Origin of the sequence: Streptomyces sp. AA4 (genome assembly GCF_000158875.1) — a bacterium.
GTDB lineage: Bacteria > Actinomycetota > Actinomycetes > Mycobacteriales > Pseudonocardiaceae > Amycolatopsis.
The window spans coordinates 4,353,720-4,373,419 of sequence record NZ_GG657746.1 but is presented as its reverse complement, the minus strand read 5'-3'; the positions used below and the strand labels follow the sequence as shown (position 1 = coordinate 4,373,419).

Below are 19,700 nucleotides of genomic sequence, written 5' to 3'. Positions count from 1 at the left end.
TTCCGGGAATCTGATTCCGGGAAGGAGTCCTTCACGGGCTTCGAGATCAGGAGGGCTGGATGAAGCTGGGCTTTCACCTCGGGTACTGGGGGAGCGGGCCGATCCCGGGCGCGCAGGAGAGCGTGCTCGAAGCCGAACGGCTCGGGTTCGACTCGGTGTGGTCGGCCGAGGCGTACGGGTCGGACGCGTTCACGCCGCTGGCCTGGGTCGGCGCGGCGACCAGCCGGATCAAGCTCGGCACGAACATCGTCCAGATGGCGGCGCGCACCCCGACCGCGACCGCGATGAGCGCGCTGACCATGGACCACCTGTCCGGCGGCCGTTTCGTGCTCGGGCTGGGCGCGTCCGGGCCGCAGGTGGTCGAGGGCTGGTACGGCCAGCCGTATCCGAAGCCGCTGGCGCGCACGCGCGAGTACGTCGAGATCGTGCGCAAGGTGCTGGCCCGCGAGGAACCGGTGACTATCGACGGGCAGTTCTTCCAGTTGCCGCTCAAGGGCGGCGCCGGACTGGGCAAACCGCTCAAGCCCACCGTGCACCCGCTGCGCGCCGACCTGCCGATCTACCTGGCCGCGGAAGGCCCGAAGAACGTCGCGCTGGCCGCGGAGATCTGCGACGGCTGGCTCCCGCTGTTCTTCTCGCCCAAGTCCGACGGTTTCTACCGGGCCGCGCTGGAGGAGGGTTTCGCCCGCCCGGGCGCGCGGCGCAGCCTCGCTGATTTCGAGGTGGCCGCGTCGGTGCCGGTGATCGTGCACGACGACGTCGAGGAGGCGGCGAGCTTCATCAAGCCCGCGCTGGCGCTGTACATCGGCGGGATGGGCGCGAAGAGCGTGAACTTCCACCACGACGTGTTCGCCCGGCTCGGGTACGCGGACGTGGCGGACAAGGTGCAGGAGCTGTACCTGGCCGGGCGGAAGGAAGAGGCGGTCAAGGAGATCCCGACGTCGCTGGTCGAGGACACGTCGCTGATCGGGCCCGCGGAGAAGATCCGGGAAGAGCTGGCGGCGTGGGAAGACACGGTGGTGACGACGCTGCTGCTGCGCGGGGACGCGGGGTCGCTGGCCAGGGCGGCGAAAGCGCTGTCCTGAAAGCGAAGCCTGCCCGCCTCGTGAGCGGCGAATCCGGTTAGAACCGGCTTCGCCGCGCACGAGGGCGTAGTCGGCCCGGTACTGCCGGTGCATCACGACGGTGGCACGATTCCTCCCGACCACTACCGGGGACCGGCGAAGATCCATTAGGCATGCGTTCGTCGTTCCGCCTTCGAGGAGGACCTTTGGCGTCGCTGTCCCGCCGCACGAGATTCCGCTACTCGCTCGGCTCCTTCGTCACCGGCGGGTTCGGCACCGTGCCGGGACTGCTCCTGCTGCCGTACCTCACCGACACCATGGCGGTGCCCGCCGCGGCGGCCGGGATCATCGTGTTCGTGCCCAAGGCGTGGGACGTGGTCTTCAACCCGGTCGCCGGACGGCTGTCCGACGCCGACCTCGCGCGCACCGGCAGCCGGCGGCGGTTCCTGCTGCGCGGCGGGATCGGCGTGGCGATCCTCTTCTTCGCGTTGTTCGCGCATCCCGGCTTCGGCACGCCGGTGTGGGACGCGACGTACGTCGTCGTGATGTTCTTCCTGTGCGCCACCGCGTACGCGTTCTTCCAGGTGCCGTTCAACGCGCTTCCGGCCGAGCTGACCGATTCCGCCGAGGAACGCACGAAACTCACCAGCGTCCGGATCGGCGTGCTGGCGGTCGCGGTGCTCGTGTCCGGCGGCGGCGCCCCGGCGATCACCGACCTGCTGCCCGGCGTGGCGGGCTACCGGGTGATGGGCCTGGTGATGGCGGTGATCATCCTGGCCGCCACGCTCGGCGTCTACTTCGGCCTGAAGGGCGCGCCGGTCGGCTCGCTGCGGCCCAACACGGTGCGGCTCAAGGAATTGGCCCGCACCATCGCGCGGTGGCGGTCGTTCCGATGGCTGCTCGGCGTCTACTTCATCCAGGCGCTCGGCATCGGCACCGTGCTGGCCGCGATCCCGTACTTCGCGCAGCACGTCCTCGGCGACCCGAGCTACCGCACTTACCTGTTCGTCGGATTCGTCGGGCCCGCGCTCGTCACCATGCCGCTGTGGCCGCGGCTTGGCGCGCGCTGGGGCAAGCTCGCCGGATTCCGGGTCGCCACCACGTCGTTCTTCGTCGGACTGGTCGCGATGTACTTCGCCGACCGGCTCCCGTTCGCCGCGACGCTGGTGTTCGTGGCGCTCGCGGGCGTCGGCTACGCGGGCATTTCGGTGTTCCCGCTGGCGATCCTGCCGGACCTGATCAGCGCCGAGGAGGAGCGGACCGGCGAGACCCGGGCGGGCGTCACCGCCGGGGTGTGGACCGCGTCCGAAACGCTCGGGCTCGCGCTCGGGCCGGGTCTGTTCGGGCTGGTGCTGCAGGCCGGGAGCTACGTGTCGAGCACCGGCACGACCGCCGTCCCGCAGCCGCCGTCGGCGATCACCGCGATCGTCATCGGCGCGTCGGTGCTGCCCGCGGTGCTGATCGCGCTCGGCATCCCGCTGCTGCGCCGTTCGGTACTGGAGAAGCAGGCGTGAACGACATCCTGGCGCGGCTGCGCCAACTCCGCTCCGGCGACCTGCCGACGCACGGCGGCCGCACGCTGGCCTACGTGTACGACAGCGGACTGTCCGAAGTGGACGAAATCGCCGCCGCCGCGCACGCGCTGGCCAGTTCCGCCAACGGGCTCGACCCGACCGCGTTCCCCAGCCTGCTGCGGATGGAGAACGACCTGGTCGCCCGCGCGGCCGGACTGCTCGGCGGCACGCCGGAAACCGTCGGCACGGTGACCTCCGGCGGCACCGAATCGTGCCTCCTTGCGGTGCTCGCCGCCCGCGACTCCCGGCCGGAGCTCGCTTCGCCGTCGATCGTGCTCCCGGAAACCGCGCACGCCGCGTTCCACAAGGCCGCGCACCTGTTCGGCGTACGGAAGATCGTGGTCCCGGTCGATCCGGAAACCTTCCGCGCCGACCCGGCGGCGATGACCGCGGCGATCGACGATTCCACGGTGCTCGTCGTGGCGAGCGCGCCGTCGTACGCGCACGGCGTCGTCGACCCGATCGAGGAAATCGCCGCCGCGGCTTCGGCGCGCGGGGTGCGCATGCACGTCGACGCGTGCATCGGCGGCTGGGTGCTGCCGTACTTCGCGAAGCTCGGCGCGGAGTTGCCGCTGTTCGACTTCCGCGTTCCAGGCGTCACCAGCATTTCGGTGGACCTGCACAAATACGCCTACTGCGCCAAAGGCGTCTCGGTGCTGCTGCACGCCTCGGCGGAACTCCGGCGCACGCATTTCTTCGCGAGCGCGGCCTGGCCCGGCTACACGATGCTCAACCCGACGCTGCAGAGCACCCGCTCCGGCGGTCCGCTCGCCGCCGCGTGGGCCGTCGTGCACCACCTCGGCGAGGACGGCTACCTCAAGCTGGCCGCTCGCGCGCGGGAAGCCGTGGACCGGATCCGGGCCGGCGTGGCGGAGATTCCGGGGCTGCGCGTGCTGGGCGACCCGGTGTCGACGCTGGTGGCCTTCACCGGTTCGGACGGTTTCGACCTCTTCACCGTCGCCGACGAGATGAAGGCGCGCGGCTGGTACGTCCAGCCGCAGTTCGCGCACGGGACCTCTCCGCTGAACCTGCACCTCACCGTCACCGCCGCGAACCACGGCAGCGAACCGGAATTCCTGGCCGATCTGGCGGCTTCCGTCGAGGCGGCGCGGGCGGAGGGCCCGGTGCGGGTCGATCCGGACGTCGCCGCGTTCGTCGCCGCGCTGGACCCGGAAACGCTGACGTCCGAGCAGTTCGGCGGCTTGCTGGCCGCGGCGGGCCTGACCGGCGGCGACGGGCTGCCGGAACGGATGGCTCCGATCAACGCGCTGCTGGCGGCCGCGCCGGAACCGTTGCGCGAGCGGCTGCTGGTGGAATTCCTCGGCGCGCTGTACACGCCGTCCCGGGACTGACGCAACCAGAGCGTCGGCGGGCCGTCTTCGGAGCATGGGGAGTTCCGAAGAAGACCGAGAAAGCCGAAGACCGGGTCTGGTGCTGCCTGCCGTCGTCTTCCTGTTCGGCTGGCTGGTCGCGGCGGCGGTGCACTACTTCGCCCTCTACGCCAGTTGGATCATGTCGGTGTCGGTCGCCGTGGGCGGAGCGTGGCTGTTCGCCGCGGCGGCGACCGCGCTCAGCGCCTGGCTGGTGTGGCGGCGACTGCGGTGGGCGGGCCTGGCCGGAAGCGCGGTCGTCACCGCGGCGGTGGTGCTGCTGATGGTCAGCACCAACTGGGTGCACTTCTTCGCCAAGACCTGGTACGCGACGCACCGGCCGGCCTTCGCCGACGCGCTGCGCGTGATCGGCGAGAGCGACCCGCACACGGGTTTGCCCTTGTTCGTGCAGAGGATCGACACCGAGCCCGGCCAGCCGGTGTGGTTCGTCGCCTTCTGGTACGGGGCTCGTGACTGCGCAGCGGGTTACGCGCACTTCGACAGCAGTCCCGAGCCGTACCTCGACCGCCTGAAGGCCTCGGGCTGCGCCGTCCGCCCCACCGTCGAAGCCGGCGACGGCTGGTGGTGGGTCGAACCGCAGGGGCGGCCCGACTTCGCGCTGCCCTGACCCCTGCGCACTCAGCCCTGGTGGAAGTACCGCTTCCCCCGCGCCGCCGAAGCCAGCGCGGCGACCAGCGCCATCGCCGCGGCCGCGACGAACACCGTGACCAGTCCGTCGTGGAACGGCCCGGAAATGAGGTTCGGGAAGAACTCCTTGCCGGTCAGCGCGGCGGAATCGGCGGGGGAGAGCCGGCCGAGCACCCCGGGGCCGACCAGGTGTGCCACCGGGTTGCTGCCCAGGAACGCGGCGAAGAGAGTGCTCACCGGCGGCAGCTGGGCGATGTTCGCGGCGACGTCCGCCGGGACGCCGTGCGCCCGCAGCCCGCCGGTGAGCGTCGCGGGGAGCGATCCGGCGAGCCCGGCGATCATCAAGGAGAAGAACACGCCGATCGACAGCGACGTCCCGGAATTCTGGAACGTCGAACGCATGCCGGACGCGACGCCGCGCTGGTTGTCCGGCACGCTGCTCATTATCGCCGAGGTATTGGGCGCGGAGAACATGCCCTGCCCGATCCCGCTCAGCACGAGCAGGAGCGCGAACGCCGGATAGCTGAAGTCCACCGGCAGCGCGAGCAGTCCGAGGAAGGACCCGGCGACCAGCAGCAGTCCGCCGGTGGAGAACAGCCGCGAGCCGAAGCGGTCGGAGAGGAAGCCGGACACCGGACCGGCGATCAGGAACCCGGCGGTGAGCGGCAGCAGGTAGATCCCGGCCCACAGCGGGGTCTGCTCGTAGTCGTAGCCGTGCAGCGGAAGCCAGATGCCCTGCAGCCAGATGATCAGCATGAACTGCATCCCGCCGCGCGCGATCGCGGTGAGCAGCGCGGCGAGGTTTCCGGCGGTGAACGCGCGGACGCGGAACAGCGAAAGCTGGAACATCGGCGCCGGCACCCTGGTCTCGATCACGCAGAACGCCGCCAGCAGCGCGATTCCGGCGCCGAACCCGCCGAGCACCCACGGGTTGCCCCAGCCGGTCGCCGCGCCTCCGTAAGGCTGGATGCCGTAGGTGATCGAGGCGAGAATGACCGCGGTGCCGAGTGCGAAGGTGACGTTGCCGCCCCAGTCGATCCGCGACCGGTGCGGCGTGCTGATCTCGCGCAGGCTGCGGATCGACCAGACAGTGCCGAAAAGTCCGAACGGCACGCTCACCCAGAACACCGCGCGCCAGTCGAGTTCGGCCAGCAGCCCGCCCGCGACGAGGCCGAGGAACTGTCCGGCCAGCGCGGTGATCTGGTTGACGCCCAACGCCATTCCGCGCTGTTCGCGCGGGAAGGCGTCGGTGAGGATCGCCGCGGAGTTCGCGGTGAGCATCGAGCCGCCGACGGCCTGCACCACCCGCCAGCCGATCAGCCACAGCGCCCCGCCGCCCGCGCGGAACGGGTCGAACGACAGCGCGACCGAGGCGACGCTGAAGATCACGAAGCCGGCGTTGTACATCCGGACGCGGCCGAACATGTCGCCGAGCCGCCCGAGCGTCACCACCAGGACCGCGGACACCAGCAGGTAGCCGAGGATCATCCACAGCAGGTAGCCGATGTTGGCCGGGGCCAGCGGGTCCAGCCCGATGCCGCGGAAGATCGCGGGCAGCGAGATGATCACGATCGACCCGTCGAGCGCCGACATCAGCACCCCGAGCGTCGTGTTGGAAAGCGCGACCCACTTGTAGCGCCCGCCGTGCCGGGTCTGGGGGTCGATCGTCCGGTCCGCCATTATCGACAGCCTAGACTGATAAACCTAGCCTGTTCAACTCTCGCGAAACGGACGAACCATCCTGGTACCGGCGGACTCCTGGCTGCCTTCGCCCCGCTGGCCGAAGATCGGCGGCGAGACTGAGGAGGATTCGGTGAAAGCTGCTGTGCTCAAGGAATTCGGGCGGCCGCTGTCGGTCGAGGAGGTCGCGGAACCGGTGCCGGGCACCGGGGAAGTGGTGGTGGACGTCGTCGCGGCGCCGGTGCTGCACTACACCGCCGAAGTGGTCAGCGGCGCCCGGCGGTACTCGCTCGACCTGCCCGCGATCCTGGGCACCGGTGCGGTCGGCCGGGTGCGGTCGGCCGGGCCGGACGCGACGAAACTCCGGTCCGGCGATTGGGTCCGCTGCGATCCGACAGTCCGCTCGCGCGACGACGCGGTGACGCCGGACGTCGTCTTGCAGGGCTTGACCGCGCGCGGCGACGGAGGATTGGCGCTGCAGCGGCATTTCCGGCACGGCGGGTTCGCCGAGCGGATCATGGTCCCGACCGAGAACGCGGCCCCGCTGGGCGATATCGACCAGGCCGACGCTGGCCGCTGGGCGGCGCTCGGGATTTGCCTGGTGCCGTACGGCGGCCTGCTCGACGGCGGCCTGCAGCCGGGGGAGACGGTGCTGGTGAGCGGCGCGACCGGCACCTACGGCGGCGCGGCGGTCGCGGTAGCGCTCGCGATGGGCGCGGGCCGGGTGATCGCGCCGGGGCGCAACCGGGCCGCGCTGGCCGACTTGGAGCGGCGCTTCGGCCATCGGATCCGGACGGTGGTGCTGTGCGGCAGCGAAGACGAGGACCGGCTGGCGATGCAGGCGGCCGGGCCGGTGGATTTGGTGCTGGATCTGCTGCCGCCGTCCGCTTCGGCCGGTGCGGTTCGGGCGGCCGCGATGACAGTCCGGGAGTTCGGCCGCGTGGTGCTGATGGGCGGGGTCCGGGAGGACGTGGCGCTGCCGTATCCGTGGCTGATGCTGAACAGCGTGACGGTGCGGGGCCGGTGGATGTATCCGCGCGACGCGGTGCCGAAGCTGATCGCGCTGGCGCGGTGCGGACTGCTGGACTTGACGCAGTTCGAGGTGGACGAGTTCGCACTGTCCGCGGCCGGGGAGGCGGTGGAACACGCGGCGGAGGTCGGCGGGCGGTTCCGGCTCACGGTGCTGCGGCCGTGAGCCGGAACTGTCCTCAGTGGACGTGAACCGGTTCCCATTCCGGGAACGGGTCGTCGGCGGCGACGGCCTCGGACAGGCAGGTTCCGAGCGCGTCGAGCAGCGCGGCGTGGTCGAGCCCGACGCCGATGAACACCAGTTCCTGCCGGGGTCCGTCCGCGACGCCCTGCGGTTCGAACCGTGCCACGCTGCCCGCCTGCGACCACAACCCGAGCGTGCCCGGACGGGTGCTGAGGCTGAAGAACCCCTTCGACCGCAGCACAGTGCCGAACTCGCCGGAGTCCAGCCGCGAGGTGACGAACTCCCACAACCGCGCCGGATCGAACGCGCGCGCGGAGCGGAACACGACGCTCGAAATGCCGTACTCCTCGGTCTCCGGCACGTGGTCGCCGTTCAGTTCCGCCACCCAGCCCGGCGCTTCCTGTGCGCGTTCGGCGTCGTACCGGCCGGTGCCGAAGACCCGCTCCAGCGGCACCCGGCCGAATTCGGCGGACACCACGTCGGCGGCCGGGTTGAGCCGGCGCAGCGACGCGAGCAACCGGTCCCGTTCGGACGGCGTGACGAGGTCGGTTTTGTTCAGCAGCAGCACATCCGCGAACTCGACCTGGTCCATCAGCAGATCGCTGACCGTCCGCTCGTCGCCCTCGTACTGGTCCAGCCGCCGCTCGACGAGACTGTCGCCGCGGGCCAGTTCGCGGGCGAAGTTCGCCGCGTCCACCACCGTCACCATCGTGTCCAGCCGCGCCGACGACAGCACCGGGGACCCGTCGTCGGCGGGGAAGGAGAACGTCGCGGCCACCGGCATCGGCTCGGAGATCCCGCTCGATTCGATGAGCAGATGGTCGAACCGGCCGTCCTCGCACAGCCGGGCGACCTCGTCGAGCAGGTCCTCGCGCAGGGTGCAGCAAATGCACCCGTTGGTCATCTCGACCAGCCGCTCCTCGGTCCGCGACACGCTGTCCCGCACGAGCGCGGCGTCGATGTTGACCTCGCTCATGTCGTTGACGATCACCGCGACGCGCAGGCCCTCGCGGTTGGCCAGGATCCGGTTGAGCAGCGTGGTTTTCCCGGCGCCGAGGAATCCGGAAAGGACAGTGACCGGAACGCTCACCGCTCGAGCCGCTGGAAGTGCTTGATCAGCTTGCGCGGCACCAGTTTCCGCTCGCCGTCCACGACGATCGGCACCAGGTCCGGGACCGCCGCCTTCCACTGCGAGCGCCGGGACCGGGTGTTGCTGCGCGACATTTTCCGCTTCGGGACGGCCATCAGCGCGCACCCCCGCTCCGGCGCTGCCCGTAACGGCGGTGGAACTTCTCGACCTGGCCCGCGGAATCGAGGATCCGCTGGGTGCCGGTCCAGAACGGATGCGACCACGCGCTGATGTCGACGACCACGAGCGGATAGGTGTTCCCGTCGGACCATTCGATCGTCCGGTCGGAGGTGGCGGTGGAGCGGGTCAGGAACGCGTCGCCGGTCGACGAGTCCTTGAAGACCACCGGGTGGTAGTCGGGGTGGATGCCGGGTTTCACAGGGTTTCGTCCTTCTGGTTGGCGGCGCTGGCGTGCCGGTCGGGTTCTTCGGTTTCTTCGCAGGGGTCCTCGTGCCAGTTCCCGAACGGGTCGGGGTACTCGCGCCAGGCCGCTTCGCCCTCGGCGAGCTCGGCGTCGGTGAGCAGGGCGGCCTGCAACGCGGCCTCGATCTCCGCCGGAGCGGCCTGATCGGCGACGACCACCAGTTCCTGCGCGCGGTCGCCGTGCACCGGGTCCCAGCGCAGCGAGGCGAGCGTGCGGCGTTCGGGGGAGACGTCGGCCCAGTCCGGACCGTCCGGCGAGGCGAGCCACGGCCCGGCGTGCCCGATGCCGAGCCCGCCGCCCGCCGATTCGATCCAGAACGCGACGTCCGGCTGGCTCGCCACCCAGGCCCGTCCGCGGGTGCGGACCACGCCGTCGAGCAGCAGGTCGATCGCCTCGTGCAGCCGCTCCGGATGGAACGGACGCTGCGCGGTGAACCGCAGCAGTTCGATGCCGCAGTCCGGGTGCAGCGGCGGCGCCCCGCGCAGCAACGCGCCGTGCAGGTCGGTGACCTCGCCGCGGCGGGCGTCGGCCGGGATCGCGGCGAACAGCCCGGCGGCGTCGGTGCGGGCCAGTTCGACGCGCGGGACGGACGGCGCGACCCGGTCCAGCACCGCGGAGGACTTGGCCGCGCTCCAGGCGTCCTGCGCGGCACCGGCCAGCACGAGCACGTCCGCGGATTCCACTTGGGACAGTGCGACCTGGGCGACCGTCCGCTCGTCTTCGGGGCTGCCTTGCAGTCCGCGCTCGGCGAGGAGGTCGTCGCCGGTGACGTCGGCGAGCCAGGTCGCGCAGTCCAGGACGGTGAACACCGCCTCGAGTTCGACGTCGTCGCTCACCGGGCGGTCGCCGACCAGGACGTTGCGGATCGCCCAGCTCACCGGCTCCGGCTCCATCGCCTCGTCCAGCCGCACCACGATGCGGTCGACCTGCGGCATCCGGGCCAGCCGGCGCAGCAGCGGCAGCAGGTCCTCGCGCAGCGTGCAGTTCACGCAGCCGTGCGCGAGTTCGAGCGGCGTCAGCTCGTCGCGCCCGCGCAGCCGGATCCGGCGGCGGACGACGCCCGAGCCGATGTCGCGCAGGTCGTGGTGGACGACGGCGGTGCCGGGGCTCGCGCGGAGCAGGAGCGCGGCAAGGGCGTCGGTGCGGGCGATCCCGCTGCACAGCACGAGCGGGACACGCGGACGTTGGGGCACTGGATCTCCAGACGACGGGGCGGGGTACGGTGACGAGAGTAGTTGAACATGAATGTCACTATCAACTTGGGAGGGTCCGTGTCAGCCGTGTGCCAGGTCACCGGCCGCAAGCCGGGCTACGGCAAGCAGGTCTCGCATTCGCACCGCCGCACTTCGCGCCGGTGGGAGCCGAACCTGCAGACGCGCCGCTACTACGTGCCGAGCCTCGGCCGCACCGTGCGGCTCAAGGTGTCGGCGAAGGGCATGAAGACGATCGACAAACGCGGCATCGACGCCGTCGTCGCCGACCTCGTCGCGAAGGGAGCGAAGTTCTAAATGGCGAAAAGCACCGACATCCGGCCGGTCATCAAACTGCGGTCGACCGCGGGCACCGGCTACACGTATGTCACGAAGAAGAACCGCCGCAACAATCCGGACCGGATGGTACTGCGCAAATACGACCCGGTGGCGCGCAAGCACGTCGAATTCAAGGAAGAACGCTGATGGCGAAAAAATCGAAAATCGCGAAAAACGAGCAGCGGAAGGTGATCGCCGCGCGGTATGTCGAACGCCGCCGCGCGCTCAAGGCGGTGATCGCGTCACCGTCCGCGTCGCCGGAGGAGAAGGCCGACGCAGTCGTTGCGCTGCAACGCATGCCGCGCGACGCCAGCCGCACGCGAATCCGCAACCGCGACGCCGCCGACGGCCGCCCGCGCGGATACCTGCGGAAATTCGGGCTGTCCCGGGTGCGGATGCGGCAGATGGCGCACAACGGGGAACTGCCCGGCGTCTCGAAGTCGAGCTGGTGACCGCGATGCCGAAACCAGATCGCACGCCGCGCCGCCGCCCGAACGCCTTCCACGCGGCCGGAATCACCAGGGTGGACTGGAAAGACGTCGACCTGCTGCGGAAATTCATCTCCGACCGGGGCAAGATCCGGGCCCGCCGGGTCACCGGATTGACGCCGCAGCAACAGAAACAGGTGGCGACCGCGATCAAGAACGCGAGGGAGATGGCGCTGCTGCCGTATCCGACCGCGGCGCGGAGCTGAAACCGCAGGCACGGCTGGGCGGACGCGGGGCCCGCCCAGCCGCGCGCAAATTGACCGATATCCCCGTTCTGGCGCCGAACAGTCGCGAGTTTCCGCGAAGCGTTGACCGCGGTTCGACCGCTTCGATGTCTACGTCGATCAGGACGCGGGTCTGCCCCCGGGCGGCGCGGGGGCGTGGCATGACCCACGCTCGGCGTGCGAACAGACGCCCCGCCCATAAACTTCCGCGCATGGACGACCCGCACTACCTTTCCGGCCTCAACCTGACCGGCCGCCGCGTCGTGGTGTTCGGCGGCGGTTCCGTTGCCCAGCGCCGGCTGCCCCGGCTGATCAGCGCGGGCGCCCGCGTCGAGGTGGTGTCGCCGCACACCACGCCGTCGGTGCAGGGGATGGCGGACGCGGGCGAGCTGGTCTGGCATCAGCGCCGCTATGCCGAGGGCGATCTGCGGGAAGCCTGGTACGCGCTGGCCTGCACGAACGACCCGGAGGCCAACGCCGCGATCTGCGCCGAGGCCGAGCGGGAACGCGTCTTCTGCGTCCGCGCCGACGAGGGCGAGTCCGGCTCCGCGGTCACCCCGGCGACCGGACGGCACGGCGGGCTCCTGTTCGGCGTCTTGTCCGGCGGCGAGCCGCTCCGCTCGGCCGCGGTTCGCGATTCGATGCTGGACGGCTTGCACGCGGGCACCATCGAGGACGGCCGCCAGCCGCATCCCGAAGGCACGCTGCCCGGGGTCGCGCTGGTCGGCGGCGGGCCTGGCGACCCGGACCTGATCACCGTCCGCGCCCGGCGGCTGCTGTCGCGGGCGGACGTGGTGGTCGTCGACCGGCTCGGCCCGCGTGATCTGCTGGACGAACTCGCGCCCGAGGTCGAGGTCATCGACGCGGCGAAGATCCCGTACGGCCGCGCCGCCAGCCAGGACGTGATCAACCGGACGCTGATCGAGAAGGCCAAGGAAGGCAAGTTCGTCGTCCGGCTCAAGGGCGGCGACCCGTACCTGTTCGGCCGCGGGTTCGAAGAGGTCCAGGCGTGCGCCGAGGCCGGGGTGCCGGTGACGATGGTCCCGGGCATCACGTCGGCGTTCGCGGTGCCCGCGGTGGCGGACGTCCCGGTGACGCACCGCGGGGTCGCGCACGAGGTGGTCGTCGTGTCCGGGCACGTGGCGCCGGGCGACGAGCGGTCGCTGGTGGACTGGTCGCTGCTGGCCCGGATGCGCGGGACGATCGTGCTGATGATGGGCGTCGAACGGCTGCCGAAGTTCGCCGCCGCCCTGCTCGAAGGCGGCCGGCCGGGCGACACGCCGGTCGCGGTGATCGAGGACGGGACCATGCGGACTCAGCGGGTGCTGCGGTCGACGCTCGCCTCGGTGGCCGAGGAGGCGGCGGCCGCCGGAGTCCGGCCGCCCGCGGTGATCGTCTTCGGCCCGGTGGCCGGATTGGACCGGAATCAGGCCGGATAACGCAGACAGCGCGCCGTCCGCGCGCGAAGATGGCCCGCATGACACTGCCTGCTTTGCCGGAAGAGTCCTTCCAGCGCGTGCTCTGCGTCGTCGCGCACCCGGACGACATGGAGTACGGCACGTCCGCGGCCGTCGCGCGCTGGACGGCACGCGGCATCGAGGTCGGCTACCTCCTGCTCACCCGCGGCGAGGCAGGCATGCCGAACCCGCCCGAGGAGACGGCCCGGCTGCGCGTCGCTGAGCAGCGCGACGCCTGCGCGGCCGTCGGCGTCGAACGCCTGACCGTCCTCGAACACCCGGACGGCGTGCTCGTTTACGGCCTCGACCTGCGCCGGGACATCTCCCGCGAGATCCGCCGGTTCAAGCCCGACGTCGTGCTCGGCTGCGGCTTCGACGTCGAAACGCCCTACGGCTTCGACCAGGCCGACCATCGCGCCGCCGGGCTCGCGACGCTCGACGCCATCCGCGACGCGGGCAACCGGTGGGTCTTCCCGGAGCAGATCGACGACGAGGGACTGGCCCCGCATTCCGCGCGCTGGTACCTCGTCCCCGGCCTTCCCGGCTCCGGGGCGACCCACGGCGTCGACGTGACGGGGGAGCCGCTGCGGCGCGGCATCGCGTCCCTGGAGGCGCACGCCGCGTACCTGGCCGCGCTCCCGGACCACCCCGCGCCCGCGGACTTCATCCCGCAGTTCGCGGCGATGAGCGGCAAGGCCATGGGCGTTGAGCACGCTGTCCTGTTCCGCGCCCACGACCTGCAGGCCCCGCCCGCGTTCCCCGAGCCCGACGAGGACTGACCCGGCCCGACCGCATTGTGGCCTGTCCGGTCCAGAACCACTATGGTCAGGCCATGGCCCGGCCTCGCGAGTTCGACGAAGACCGCGTGCTGGTCGCCGTCCGCGACGAGTTCTGGGACAAGGGCTACGCGGCGACGTCGCTGGAAGACCTGCTGCGCGTGAGCGGGCTCGGCAAGGGCAGCCTCTACGGGGCGTTCGGGGACAAGCGAAGCCTTTTCCTGCGAGTGCTGCGCGATTATGACGACGCCAACCTGACGAAACTGCGCGAGAGCCTGGAATCCGCGGCGCGGGGGATCGACGCGGTGCGGGCGTTTCTGCTCAGCCCGACCGTCGACCCGACCGGAGCGGTCGCGCGTCGAGGGTGCTTCCTGGCCAACAGCAACGCCGAGCTGGCCGCCCGCGCCCCGGATGTGGCCGCCGAGGCGCGGCGCAGCTACGACGCGATCACGGCCACCCTCGCCGAGGCGCTGGAGCGCGCTCAGCGCGAAGGCGACCTCGATCCGGACGCCGACCCTGCGGAGACCGCCCGCGCCGTCCTTGTCGCCCAGCTCGGCCTCGTCGCGCTCGGGCGCACCGGCATGGACGTCGACGTGCTCGCCAAGGCGGCCCAGTCCTCCCTGGCGCGGCTGCTTCCTGCTCCGCCGCGGTAGTCGCCCGGTTGTTGACCGATCAGTCCAGATCTGCCAGGGTTATGGACCATAAGGTCAATAACCGAGGAGGGGGCGGCATGGCCGTTCTGGCAGGCAAAATCGCCGTGGTCACCGGGGGCAGCACCGGGATCGGATTCGCGACCGCTCGTGCGTTCCGCGACGAGGGCGCCCGGGTCTTCGTGACCGGTCGCCGCAAGGACGCGCTCGACGCCGCGGTCGCCGAGCTCGGGCCCGCCGTGACCGGCGTGGTCTGCGACGTTTCGGTGCCCGCGGAACTCGACGCGTTCTACGGAACCGTGCGCGACCAGGCCGGCCGCATCGACGTACTGGTCGCCAACGCGGGCGTCGGCGCCGTGGCTCCTCTCGGCGAGGTGACGGAGGAGCTGATCGACTCGGTGTTCGGCGCCAACGTCAAAGGCACGATCTTCACCGTGCAGCAAGCGCTGCCGCTGCTCAGCGCGAACGCTTCGGTGATCCTCACGGGTTCGACCGCCACGACCCGGCCCAAGGAGGGACTGGAGGTCTACGCGGCGTCGAAGGCCGCGATCCGCAACCTCGCCCGGGGCTGGGCGCTCAGCTCGCGCACGCACGGCTTCCGGGTCAACGTCGTGTCCCCAGGCGGCACCCGCACCCCCGGTCTCCTCGATTTGGTCCCCGCCGAGGCGCTCAAGCAGGCCGCGGGCGAAGTCCCGCTCGGGCGGCTGGCCGAACCCGAGGAGATCGCCGCCGTGACGACGTTCCTCGCCTCGGACGCGTCGAGTTACGTCAACGGCGCGGAATTCTTCGCCGACGGCGGTTTCGCGCAGGTGTGAGCGCTCGTCACCGCCCGCGCTCGCCGGGCACGGCGGGGTAGCAGCGGAAGGCGAAGTCCCGGATCGCCGCGCTGAGCCGTTTCGGGTCGAAGCGCAGCTCGACGGGGCTGCGGGCCTGGACGAACTCGGCGTTGGGCAGGTCCTCGGCCAGGCTTCCCGCATCGCCGAACGGGTGGATCGGGTCGCCCTCGTGCCCGATCACCAGCGTCGGCATCGTGATCGTGCCCCGGACTGACTTGGGCGGCGCGATCCGGCCGAACAGCACGCCGTGCAGCAACGCGGCCATCGGCGCCGGTTCCTGGCTCAGCGTGTCCGTGACGACGTCCACCCACTGGTTCCCGTGCGGCACGAGATGCGCGGCCAGGGCCACCCCGCGCACCGTCGCGGGCAGGAAGCGCGCGGCGAACAGCAGGGGCGCGAACGTCAGGAGCCCGGCGATGATCGCGTTGTCCAGCACCGGCATTTCGACCATCAGCCCGCGCACCCGCGACGGGGCGGCCACCGCCACCTCCAGCGCCACGTTCGCGCCCAGCGACGTGCCGCCGACCACCGCGTCGTCGATTTCCAGGTGGTCGAGCAGCGCGACGGCCTGCTCGCCGAACGCGGGCATCGAATAGCGCCACGACTGCGTCGGCCGGTCCGAATCGCCGTGGCCGAGCAGGTCGAGGGTCACCACGCGGAAGCCCGCGCGGGCCAGCCGCCGGGCGAGCGGCGCGTGCATCCGGCGGGTGAACATGATCCCGTGCATCAGCACCACGACGCGGTCGCCGCTGCCGTATTCGGTGTAGCACAGGCGCTGGCCCTCGTGCCGGAACGAGCCGGACAGCTCGATCGGCCGGGTCTTGCGGGCCGCCGCGGGTTCCGCCGGCGGGGCGTCGGCGACGGGCACGGGTGCCGGGTCCATACAGGCGCCTCCCTCTCCACCTCGGGTCTCCAGGAAAGCATCTCGCGGCTGTGTTGGCACAGTGTCAACCGGATGGGCTGGGGTCGGCGCGATGAGTCAAGATGACCGCATGACCGAACCAGTAGCCGCCCTTCCCGAACTCGCCTCCCTCCGCGTCGCCCTCGACGGCCCGGTCGCCGAGGTCACCCTGCTCGGCCCGGGCAAGGGCAACGCGATGGGCCCCGACTTCTGGCGCGAGCTGCCGCTGGTGTTCGCCGCCCTCGACGCCGACCCGCGCGTGCGCGCCGTCGTCCTCGCCGGAAGCGGCAAGCACTTCTCCTACGGCCTCGACCTGCCCGCGATGATGGGCGGCTGGGCCCCGCTGCTGGCCGGCGACGCGCTGGCCGGGCCGCGCACCGAGTTCCACCGCGAGGTCCAGCGGCTGCAGCAGGCGGTCAGCTCGATCGCCGAATGCCGCAAGCCCGTGGTCGCGGCCGTGTCCGGCTGGTGCATCGGCGGCGGCGTGGACGTCATCACCGCCGCCGACATCCGCCTGGCCAGCGAGGACGCCAAGTTCAGCGTCCGCGAGGTCAAGGTCGCGATCGTCGCCGACATCGGCAGCCTGCAGCGGCTCGCGCCGATCATCGGCGAGGGCCACGTCCGCGAGCTGGCCCTGACCGGCAAGGACATCGACGCCGCACGGGCGGAAAAGATCGGCCTGGTCAACGACGTGTACCCGGACCAGGAGACGCTGCTGGCCAAGGCCCGCGAACTGGCCGCGGAAATCGCCGCGAACCCGCCGCTCGTCGTCCAGGGCACGAAGCAGGTGCTGTCGACCAACACCGAACGCCAGGTCGCCGAGGGCCTGCGCTACGTGGCCGCGTGGAACGCCGCGTTCCTGCCGAGCAAGGACCTGCAGGAAGCCGTGCAGGCCTTCCTGGAGCGACGAGCGCCGGAGTTCAAGGGCGAGTAAAACAGGCACGGGAAAGCGAGCACGAGGAGTACGACGTGAGCAACGGCGCTGAGGTCACCGGCTACCAGGCATTCCGCGCGGCGCGGGACTATCTGCAAGCCCACCGCGAGGACTACGAGACCGCCTATCGCGAGTTCGCGTGGCCGCAGCTGGACGAGTTCAACTGGGCCACCGACTGGTTCGACCGGATCGCCGCGGACCCGGCGAACGCGCAGCGGTACGCGCTGTGGATCGTGGAAGAGGACGGCGCCGAGAACCGCTGGACGTTCCCGGAGATGTCGGCGCGGTCCAACCAGGTCGCGAACTGGCTGCGCGGCCTCGGCGTCTCGCGCGGCGACCGGGTGATCGTCATGCTCGGCAACCAGGGCGAGCTGTGGGAGACGATTCTCGCCGCGATCAAGCTGGGCGCCGTCGTGATCCCGGCGTCCACGCTGCTCGGCCCGGCCGACCTCGTGGACCGGGTGGAGCGCGGCAACGCGAAGCACGTGATCGTGCGCGACGTCGACGCGGAGAAGTTCGCCGACGTCGCGGGCGACTACACGCGGATCGCGGTCGGCGAACCGGTTTCCGGTTGGCACGCCTTCGAAACCGCGTACGCCTCGGCCGCCGAATTCACCCCGGACGGGGTCACCCGCGCCGAGGACCCGCTGCTGCTGTACTTCACCTCGGGCACCACCGCGAAGCCGAAACTCGTGCAGCACACGCACGTTTCCTATCCGGTCGGCCATCTGTCCACAATGTACTGGATCGGGCTGGAACCGGGCGACGTCCACCTCAACATCTCGTCGCCGGGCTGGGCCAAGCACGCGTGGAGCAACTTCTTCGCGCCGTGGAACGCCGAAGCGACGGTGTTCCTGTACAACTACGCGCGATTCGACGCGGCCGCCCTGATGGCGCAGATGGACCGCTGCGGCATCACCAGCTTCTGCGCGCCGCCGACGGTGTGGCGGATGCTGATCCAGGCCGACCTCACCGCGCTGCGGACGCCGCCGAAGAAGGTCGTCGGCGCGGGGGAGCCGCTCAACCCCGAGGTGATCGAGCAGGTCGAAAAGGCGTGGGGCGTCACGATCCGGGACGGCTTCGGGCAGACCGAAACCAGCGTCCAGGTCGCGAACACCCCGGGTCAGGACGTCGTGGCCGGTTCGATGGGCCGCCCGCTGCCCGGGTTCGTCGTGGCCCTGGTCGACCCGGTCACCGGCGAGCGCGCGAACGAGGGCGAGATCTGCCTCGACCTCGCGCACCGGCCGGTCGGCCTGATGGCGGGCTACGCGGACGACGACGAACGCACGTCCGCCGCCTTCGCGAACGGGTATTACCACACCGGCGACGTCGGCTCGATCGACGAACGCGGCTACCTCACCTACGTCGGCCGCACCGACGACGTCTTCAAGGCGTCCGACTACCGGATCTCGCCGTTCGAGCTGGAGAGCGTCCTGCTGGAGCACGAAGCGGTCGCCGAGGCGGCGGTGGTGCCCGCGCCGGACCCGATCCGGCTGGCCGTGCCCAAGGCGTACGTCGTGCTCGCCTCCGGGCACGAGCCGACCGCCGAAACCGCGCGGGCGATCCTCGCGTACGCGCGGGAGCACCTCGCGCCGTACAAGCGGATCCGGCGGCTGCAGTTCGCGGACCTGCCGAAGACCATCTCGGGCAAGATCCGCCGGGTCGAACTGCGCGGCCGGGAGAGCGGGGAGCGGCCCGAGGGCGAGTTCCGCGAGGACGACTTCCCGGACCTCAAGTCGTGAGCCGCGGCGGTGGTGCCGGCCCTATTCCGCCGGTACCACCGCCGCCAGCACGGTCTGCTCGCCCTTGCTGCACGTGGTGCCGCCCTGCGCGGCGGGCGGGCCGGACACGCACAGCCAGCCGTCGACGGTCGCGTTGACCGGGTTGTTCGAGCCCGCCGCCTGACGGCCGTTGATCGCCTGGTGGAACTTCTTGACCAGCGCCATCGCGTCCGCGCACGGGATGGCTTTGTTGTCGTAGACGTACAACGTCATCCCGCTCGCCGCGGTGACGGTGCCGCACGTGCCCGGGGTCGACGGCGGAGCCTCCTTCGACGGCTTCGGCGCGGCCGCGGAGGTGCTGGGCGCGGCGGGCGGACTGCTCGCGCTGCCGGTCTGCGGCAGCGGCGGGGGAGCGTGCGTGCTCGGCGCGGCCGAGGCGATCGCGGAGGGCGCCGACGACACGGCAGCCGGTGGCGCTTGATCCCCCGAACAGGCGGTGAGCGCGGGCAAAACCACCACAGCCGCGCACAGCGGCCCGTACACGGCTTTCGACGGGTGCACCGCGATCCTTTCTCCGGGGTCCGGCCCATTCTGGCCCCTCGCGCCCCCGCTGAGCGGCACCGACACACCGGAACACCGCCGGTCGAGTCTATTGTGGACGGTTGTTTTCGGGTTCCGGACGGGGAAATCCGCGCCGCCGGGGCGCACCGTTCGGAGGAATCCGGCCCGCGGCGGTTAACGCCCGGCGGTCCCGCGCCGACGTAGAGGGCAGGCGCCCCGCGCGTTCCAGGTCCCCGAAGCCCGACGCCAGAGAGCACGAGTCACCGAGAACATGAGCACCGAAGCCGCCCCCGCAGCCGAAACCGACGCCCCGACCGATCCGCCGACCGAACCCTGCAGCGTGGTGTGGTGCGGCGGCCGCCCCTACGTCCTCGAAGCCGGAGCCGTGCGCCCGCGCTGGGTCGGCACCGACGGCCGCGGCCGCCCGGAAACGCTGAGCAACGCGCAGCTGCGCCGCCGCGGATGGAGCCACCGCCGGGCGGCCAGCAGGCGGCACTCCCGCTGAGACTTCCGCCGGACGG

Annotated in this window: 24 protein-coding genes; 17 read left to right on the top strand and 7 right to left on the bottom strand. The window is 71.2% G+C overall.

Annotated features, from left to right (window positions below; genetic code table 11):
- The first annotated feature begins 59 nt into the window (after positions 1-59).
- The 4 genes from SSMG_RS20130 (at position 60) to SSMG_RS20115 (ending at position 4,636) form a co-directional block, all read left to right on the top strand.
- Positions 60-1,085 carry an LLM class F420-dependent oxidoreductase gene (locus SSMG_RS20130; RefSeq protein WP_009078902.1) on the top strand — a complete coding sequence of 342 codons (1,026 nt, stop codon included), beginning with the start codon at positions 60-62 and terminating at the stop codon, positions 1,083-1,085.
- Between the two features lie 185 nt (positions 1,086-1,270).
- The gene (locus tag SSMG_RS20125; RefSeq protein ID WP_037714284.1) at positions 1,271-2,578 is read left to right on the top strand and encodes an MFS transporter; all 1,308 of its coding nucleotides are present in this window, start codon (positions 1,271-1,273) and stop codon (positions 2,576-2,578) included.
- Positions 2,575-3,990 carry an aminotransferase class V-fold PLP-dependent enzyme gene (locus SSMG_RS20120; RefSeq protein ID WP_009078899.1) on the top strand — a complete coding sequence of 472 codons (1,416 nt, stop codon included), beginning with the start codon at positions 2,575-2,577 and terminating at the stop codon, positions 3,988-3,990. The genes SSMG_RS20125 and SSMG_RS20120 overlap by 4 nt, the downstream gene beginning before the upstream one ends.
- Before the next feature lie 79 nt (positions 3,991-4,069).
- The gene (locus SSMG_RS20115) at positions 4,070-4,636 is read left to right on the top strand and encodes a hypothetical protein (RefSeq protein ID WP_037714283.1); all 567 of its coding nucleotides are present in this window, start codon (positions 4,070-4,072) and stop codon (positions 4,634-4,636) included.
- Between the two features lie 11 nt (positions 4,637-4,647).
- On the opposite strand, the gene SSMG_RS20110 is transcribed toward SSMG_RS20115, so the two are convergent.
- The gene (locus tag SSMG_RS20110) at positions 4,648-6,336 is read right to left on the bottom strand and encodes an MFS transporter (protein ID WP_009078894.1); all 1,689 of its coding nucleotides are present in this window, start codon (positions 6,334-6,336) and stop codon (positions 4,648-4,650) included.
- Between the two features lie 133 nt (positions 6,337-6,469).
- On the opposite strand from SSMG_RS20110, the gene SSMG_RS20105 reads away from it, so the two are divergent.
- Entirely contained in the window at positions 6,470-7,531 is a 1,062-nt protein-coding gene (locus tag SSMG_RS20105) for a zinc-binding dehydrogenase (protein ID WP_009078892.1), read from the top strand.
- A 13-nt stretch (positions 7,532-7,544) separates the two neighbouring features.
- On the opposite strand, the gene SSMG_RS20100 is transcribed toward SSMG_RS20105, so the two are convergent.
- From SSMG_RS20100 to SSMG_RS20085, 4 genes are read right to left on the bottom strand one after another with little or no spacing between them, the layout of a single operon-like run.
- A complete protein-coding gene (locus SSMG_RS20100) occupies positions 7,545-8,639 on the bottom strand; it encodes a GTP-binding protein (RefSeq protein WP_009078891.1) in 1,095 nt (364 codons plus the stop codon).
- A complete protein-coding gene (gene rpmF, locus SSMG_RS20095; RefSeq protein WP_009078889.1) occupies positions 8,636-8,794 on the bottom strand; it encodes a 50S ribosomal protein L32 in 159 nt (52 codons plus the stop codon). The genes SSMG_RS20100 and rpmF overlap by 4 nt, the downstream gene beginning before the upstream one ends.
- Positions 8,794-9,057, bottom strand: coding sequence for a type B 50S ribosomal protein L31 (locus SSMG_RS20090; protein WP_009078888.1), 264 nt, complete (start codon positions 9,055-9,057; stop codon positions 8,794-8,796). The genes rpmF and SSMG_RS20090 overlap by 1 nt, the downstream gene beginning before the upstream one ends.
- The gene (locus SSMG_RS20085) at positions 9,054-10,295 is read right to left on the bottom strand and encodes a GTP-binding protein (protein WP_009078887.1); all 1,242 of its coding nucleotides are present in this window, start codon (positions 10,293-10,295) and stop codon (positions 9,054-9,056) included. The genes SSMG_RS20090 and SSMG_RS20085 overlap by 4 nt, the downstream gene beginning before the upstream one ends.
- Positions 10,296-10,373: 78 nt before the next feature.
- Between SSMG_RS20085 and rpmB the strand changes: the two genes are divergently transcribed.
- From rpmB to SSMG_RS20045, 8 genes are all read left to right on the top strand, one after another.
- Positions 10,374-10,610 carry a 50S ribosomal protein L28 gene (gene rpmB, locus SSMG_RS20080; protein WP_009078885.1) on the top strand — a complete coding sequence of 79 codons (237 nt, stop codon included), beginning with the start codon at positions 10,374-10,376 and terminating at the stop codon, positions 10,608-10,610.
- Complete coding sequence (rpmG, locus tag SSMG_RS20075) at positions 10,611-10,778, top strand: 50S ribosomal protein L33 (RefSeq protein ID WP_009078884.1); 168 nt, start codon at positions 10,611-10,613, stop codon at positions 10,776-10,778. It abuts the gene before it with no gap.
- A complete protein-coding gene (gene rpsN, locus SSMG_RS20070; RefSeq protein ID WP_009078881.1) occupies positions 10,778-11,083 on the top strand; it encodes a 30S ribosomal protein S14 in 306 nt (101 codons plus the stop codon). The genes rpmG and rpsN overlap by 1 nt, the downstream gene beginning before the upstream one ends.
- Before the next feature lie 5 nt (positions 11,084-11,088).
- Positions 11,089-11,325 carry a 30S ribosomal protein S18 gene (gene rpsR / locus SSMG_RS20065; RefSeq protein WP_199785942.1) on the top strand — a complete coding sequence of 79 codons (237 nt, stop codon included), beginning with the start codon at positions 11,089-11,091 and terminating at the stop codon, positions 11,323-11,325.
- Between the two features lie 230 nt (positions 11,326-11,555).
- Positions 11,556-12,782: a uroporphyrinogen-III C-methyltransferase gene (gene cobA / locus SSMG_RS20060; RefSeq protein ID WP_009078879.1), complete on the top strand. Its 1,227-nt coding sequence runs from the start codon at positions 11,556-11,558 to the stop codon at positions 12,780-12,782.
- Positions 12,783-12,820: 38 nt separating this feature from the next.
- Positions 12,821-13,579, top strand: a complete 759-nt coding sequence (locus tag SSMG_RS20055; RefSeq protein WP_009078877.1) for a PIG-L deacetylase family protein — start codon at positions 12,821-12,823, stop codon at positions 13,577-13,579.
- A 53-nt stretch (positions 13,580-13,632) separates the two neighbouring features.
- Complete coding sequence (locus SSMG_RS20050) at positions 13,633-14,229, top strand: TetR/AcrR family transcriptional regulator (RefSeq protein ID WP_009078875.1); 597 nt, start codon at positions 13,633-13,635, stop codon at positions 14,227-14,229.
- A gap of 77 nt (positions 14,230-14,306) precedes the next feature.
- The gene (locus SSMG_RS20045; RefSeq protein WP_009078873.1) at positions 14,307-15,041 is read left to right on the top strand and encodes an SDR family NAD(P)-dependent oxidoreductase; all 735 of its coding nucleotides are present in this window, start codon (positions 14,307-14,309) and stop codon (positions 15,039-15,041) included.
- A gap of 7 nt (positions 15,042-15,048) precedes the next feature.
- On the opposite strand, the gene SSMG_RS20040 is transcribed toward SSMG_RS20045, so the two are convergent.
- The gene (locus SSMG_RS20040) at positions 15,049-15,945 is read right to left on the bottom strand and encodes an alpha/beta fold hydrolase (RefSeq protein WP_009078871.1); all 897 of its coding nucleotides are present in this window, start codon (positions 15,943-15,945) and stop codon (positions 15,049-15,051) included.
- A 109-nt stretch (positions 15,946-16,054) separates the two neighbouring features.
- Here SSMG_RS20040 and SSMG_RS20035 point away from each other — a divergent pair, with 109 nt between their 5' ends.
- On the top strand, positions 16,055-16,897 hold the full coding sequence (locus SSMG_RS20035; RefSeq protein ID WP_009078869.1) for a crotonase/enoyl-CoA hydratase family protein: 843 nt from the start codon (positions 16,055-16,057) through the stop codon (positions 16,895-16,897).
- A gap of 35 nt (positions 16,898-16,932) precedes the next feature.
- Positions 16,933-18,639, top strand: a complete 1,707-nt coding sequence (locus SSMG_RS20030) for an AMP-binding protein (protein WP_009078867.1) — start codon at positions 16,933-16,935, stop codon at positions 18,637-18,639.
- A gap of 21 nt (positions 18,640-18,660) precedes the next feature.
- Here SSMG_RS20030 and SSMG_RS44340 read toward each other — a convergent pair whose 3' ends face one another.
- Positions 18,661-18,891 (bottom strand): hypothetical protein, encoded by a 231-nt coding sequence (locus tag SSMG_RS44340; protein ID WP_037714276.1) that lies wholly within the window; start codon positions 18,889-18,891, stop codon positions 18,661-18,663.
- Positions 18,892-18,904: 13 nt separating this feature from the next.
- Here SSMG_RS44340 and SSMG_RS44335 point away from each other — a divergent pair, with 13 nt between their 5' ends.
- Complete coding sequence (locus SSMG_RS44335; RefSeq protein ID WP_037714274.1) at positions 18,905-19,099, top strand: hypothetical protein; 195 nt, start codon at positions 18,905-18,907, stop codon at positions 19,097-19,099.
- Between the two features lie 351 nt (positions 19,100-19,450).
- Entirely contained in the window at positions 19,451-19,684 is a 234-nt protein-coding gene (locus SSMG_RS20015) for a hypothetical protein (RefSeq protein WP_009078864.1), read from the top strand.
- The last annotated feature ends 16 nt before the right edge of the window (positions 19,685-19,700 follow it).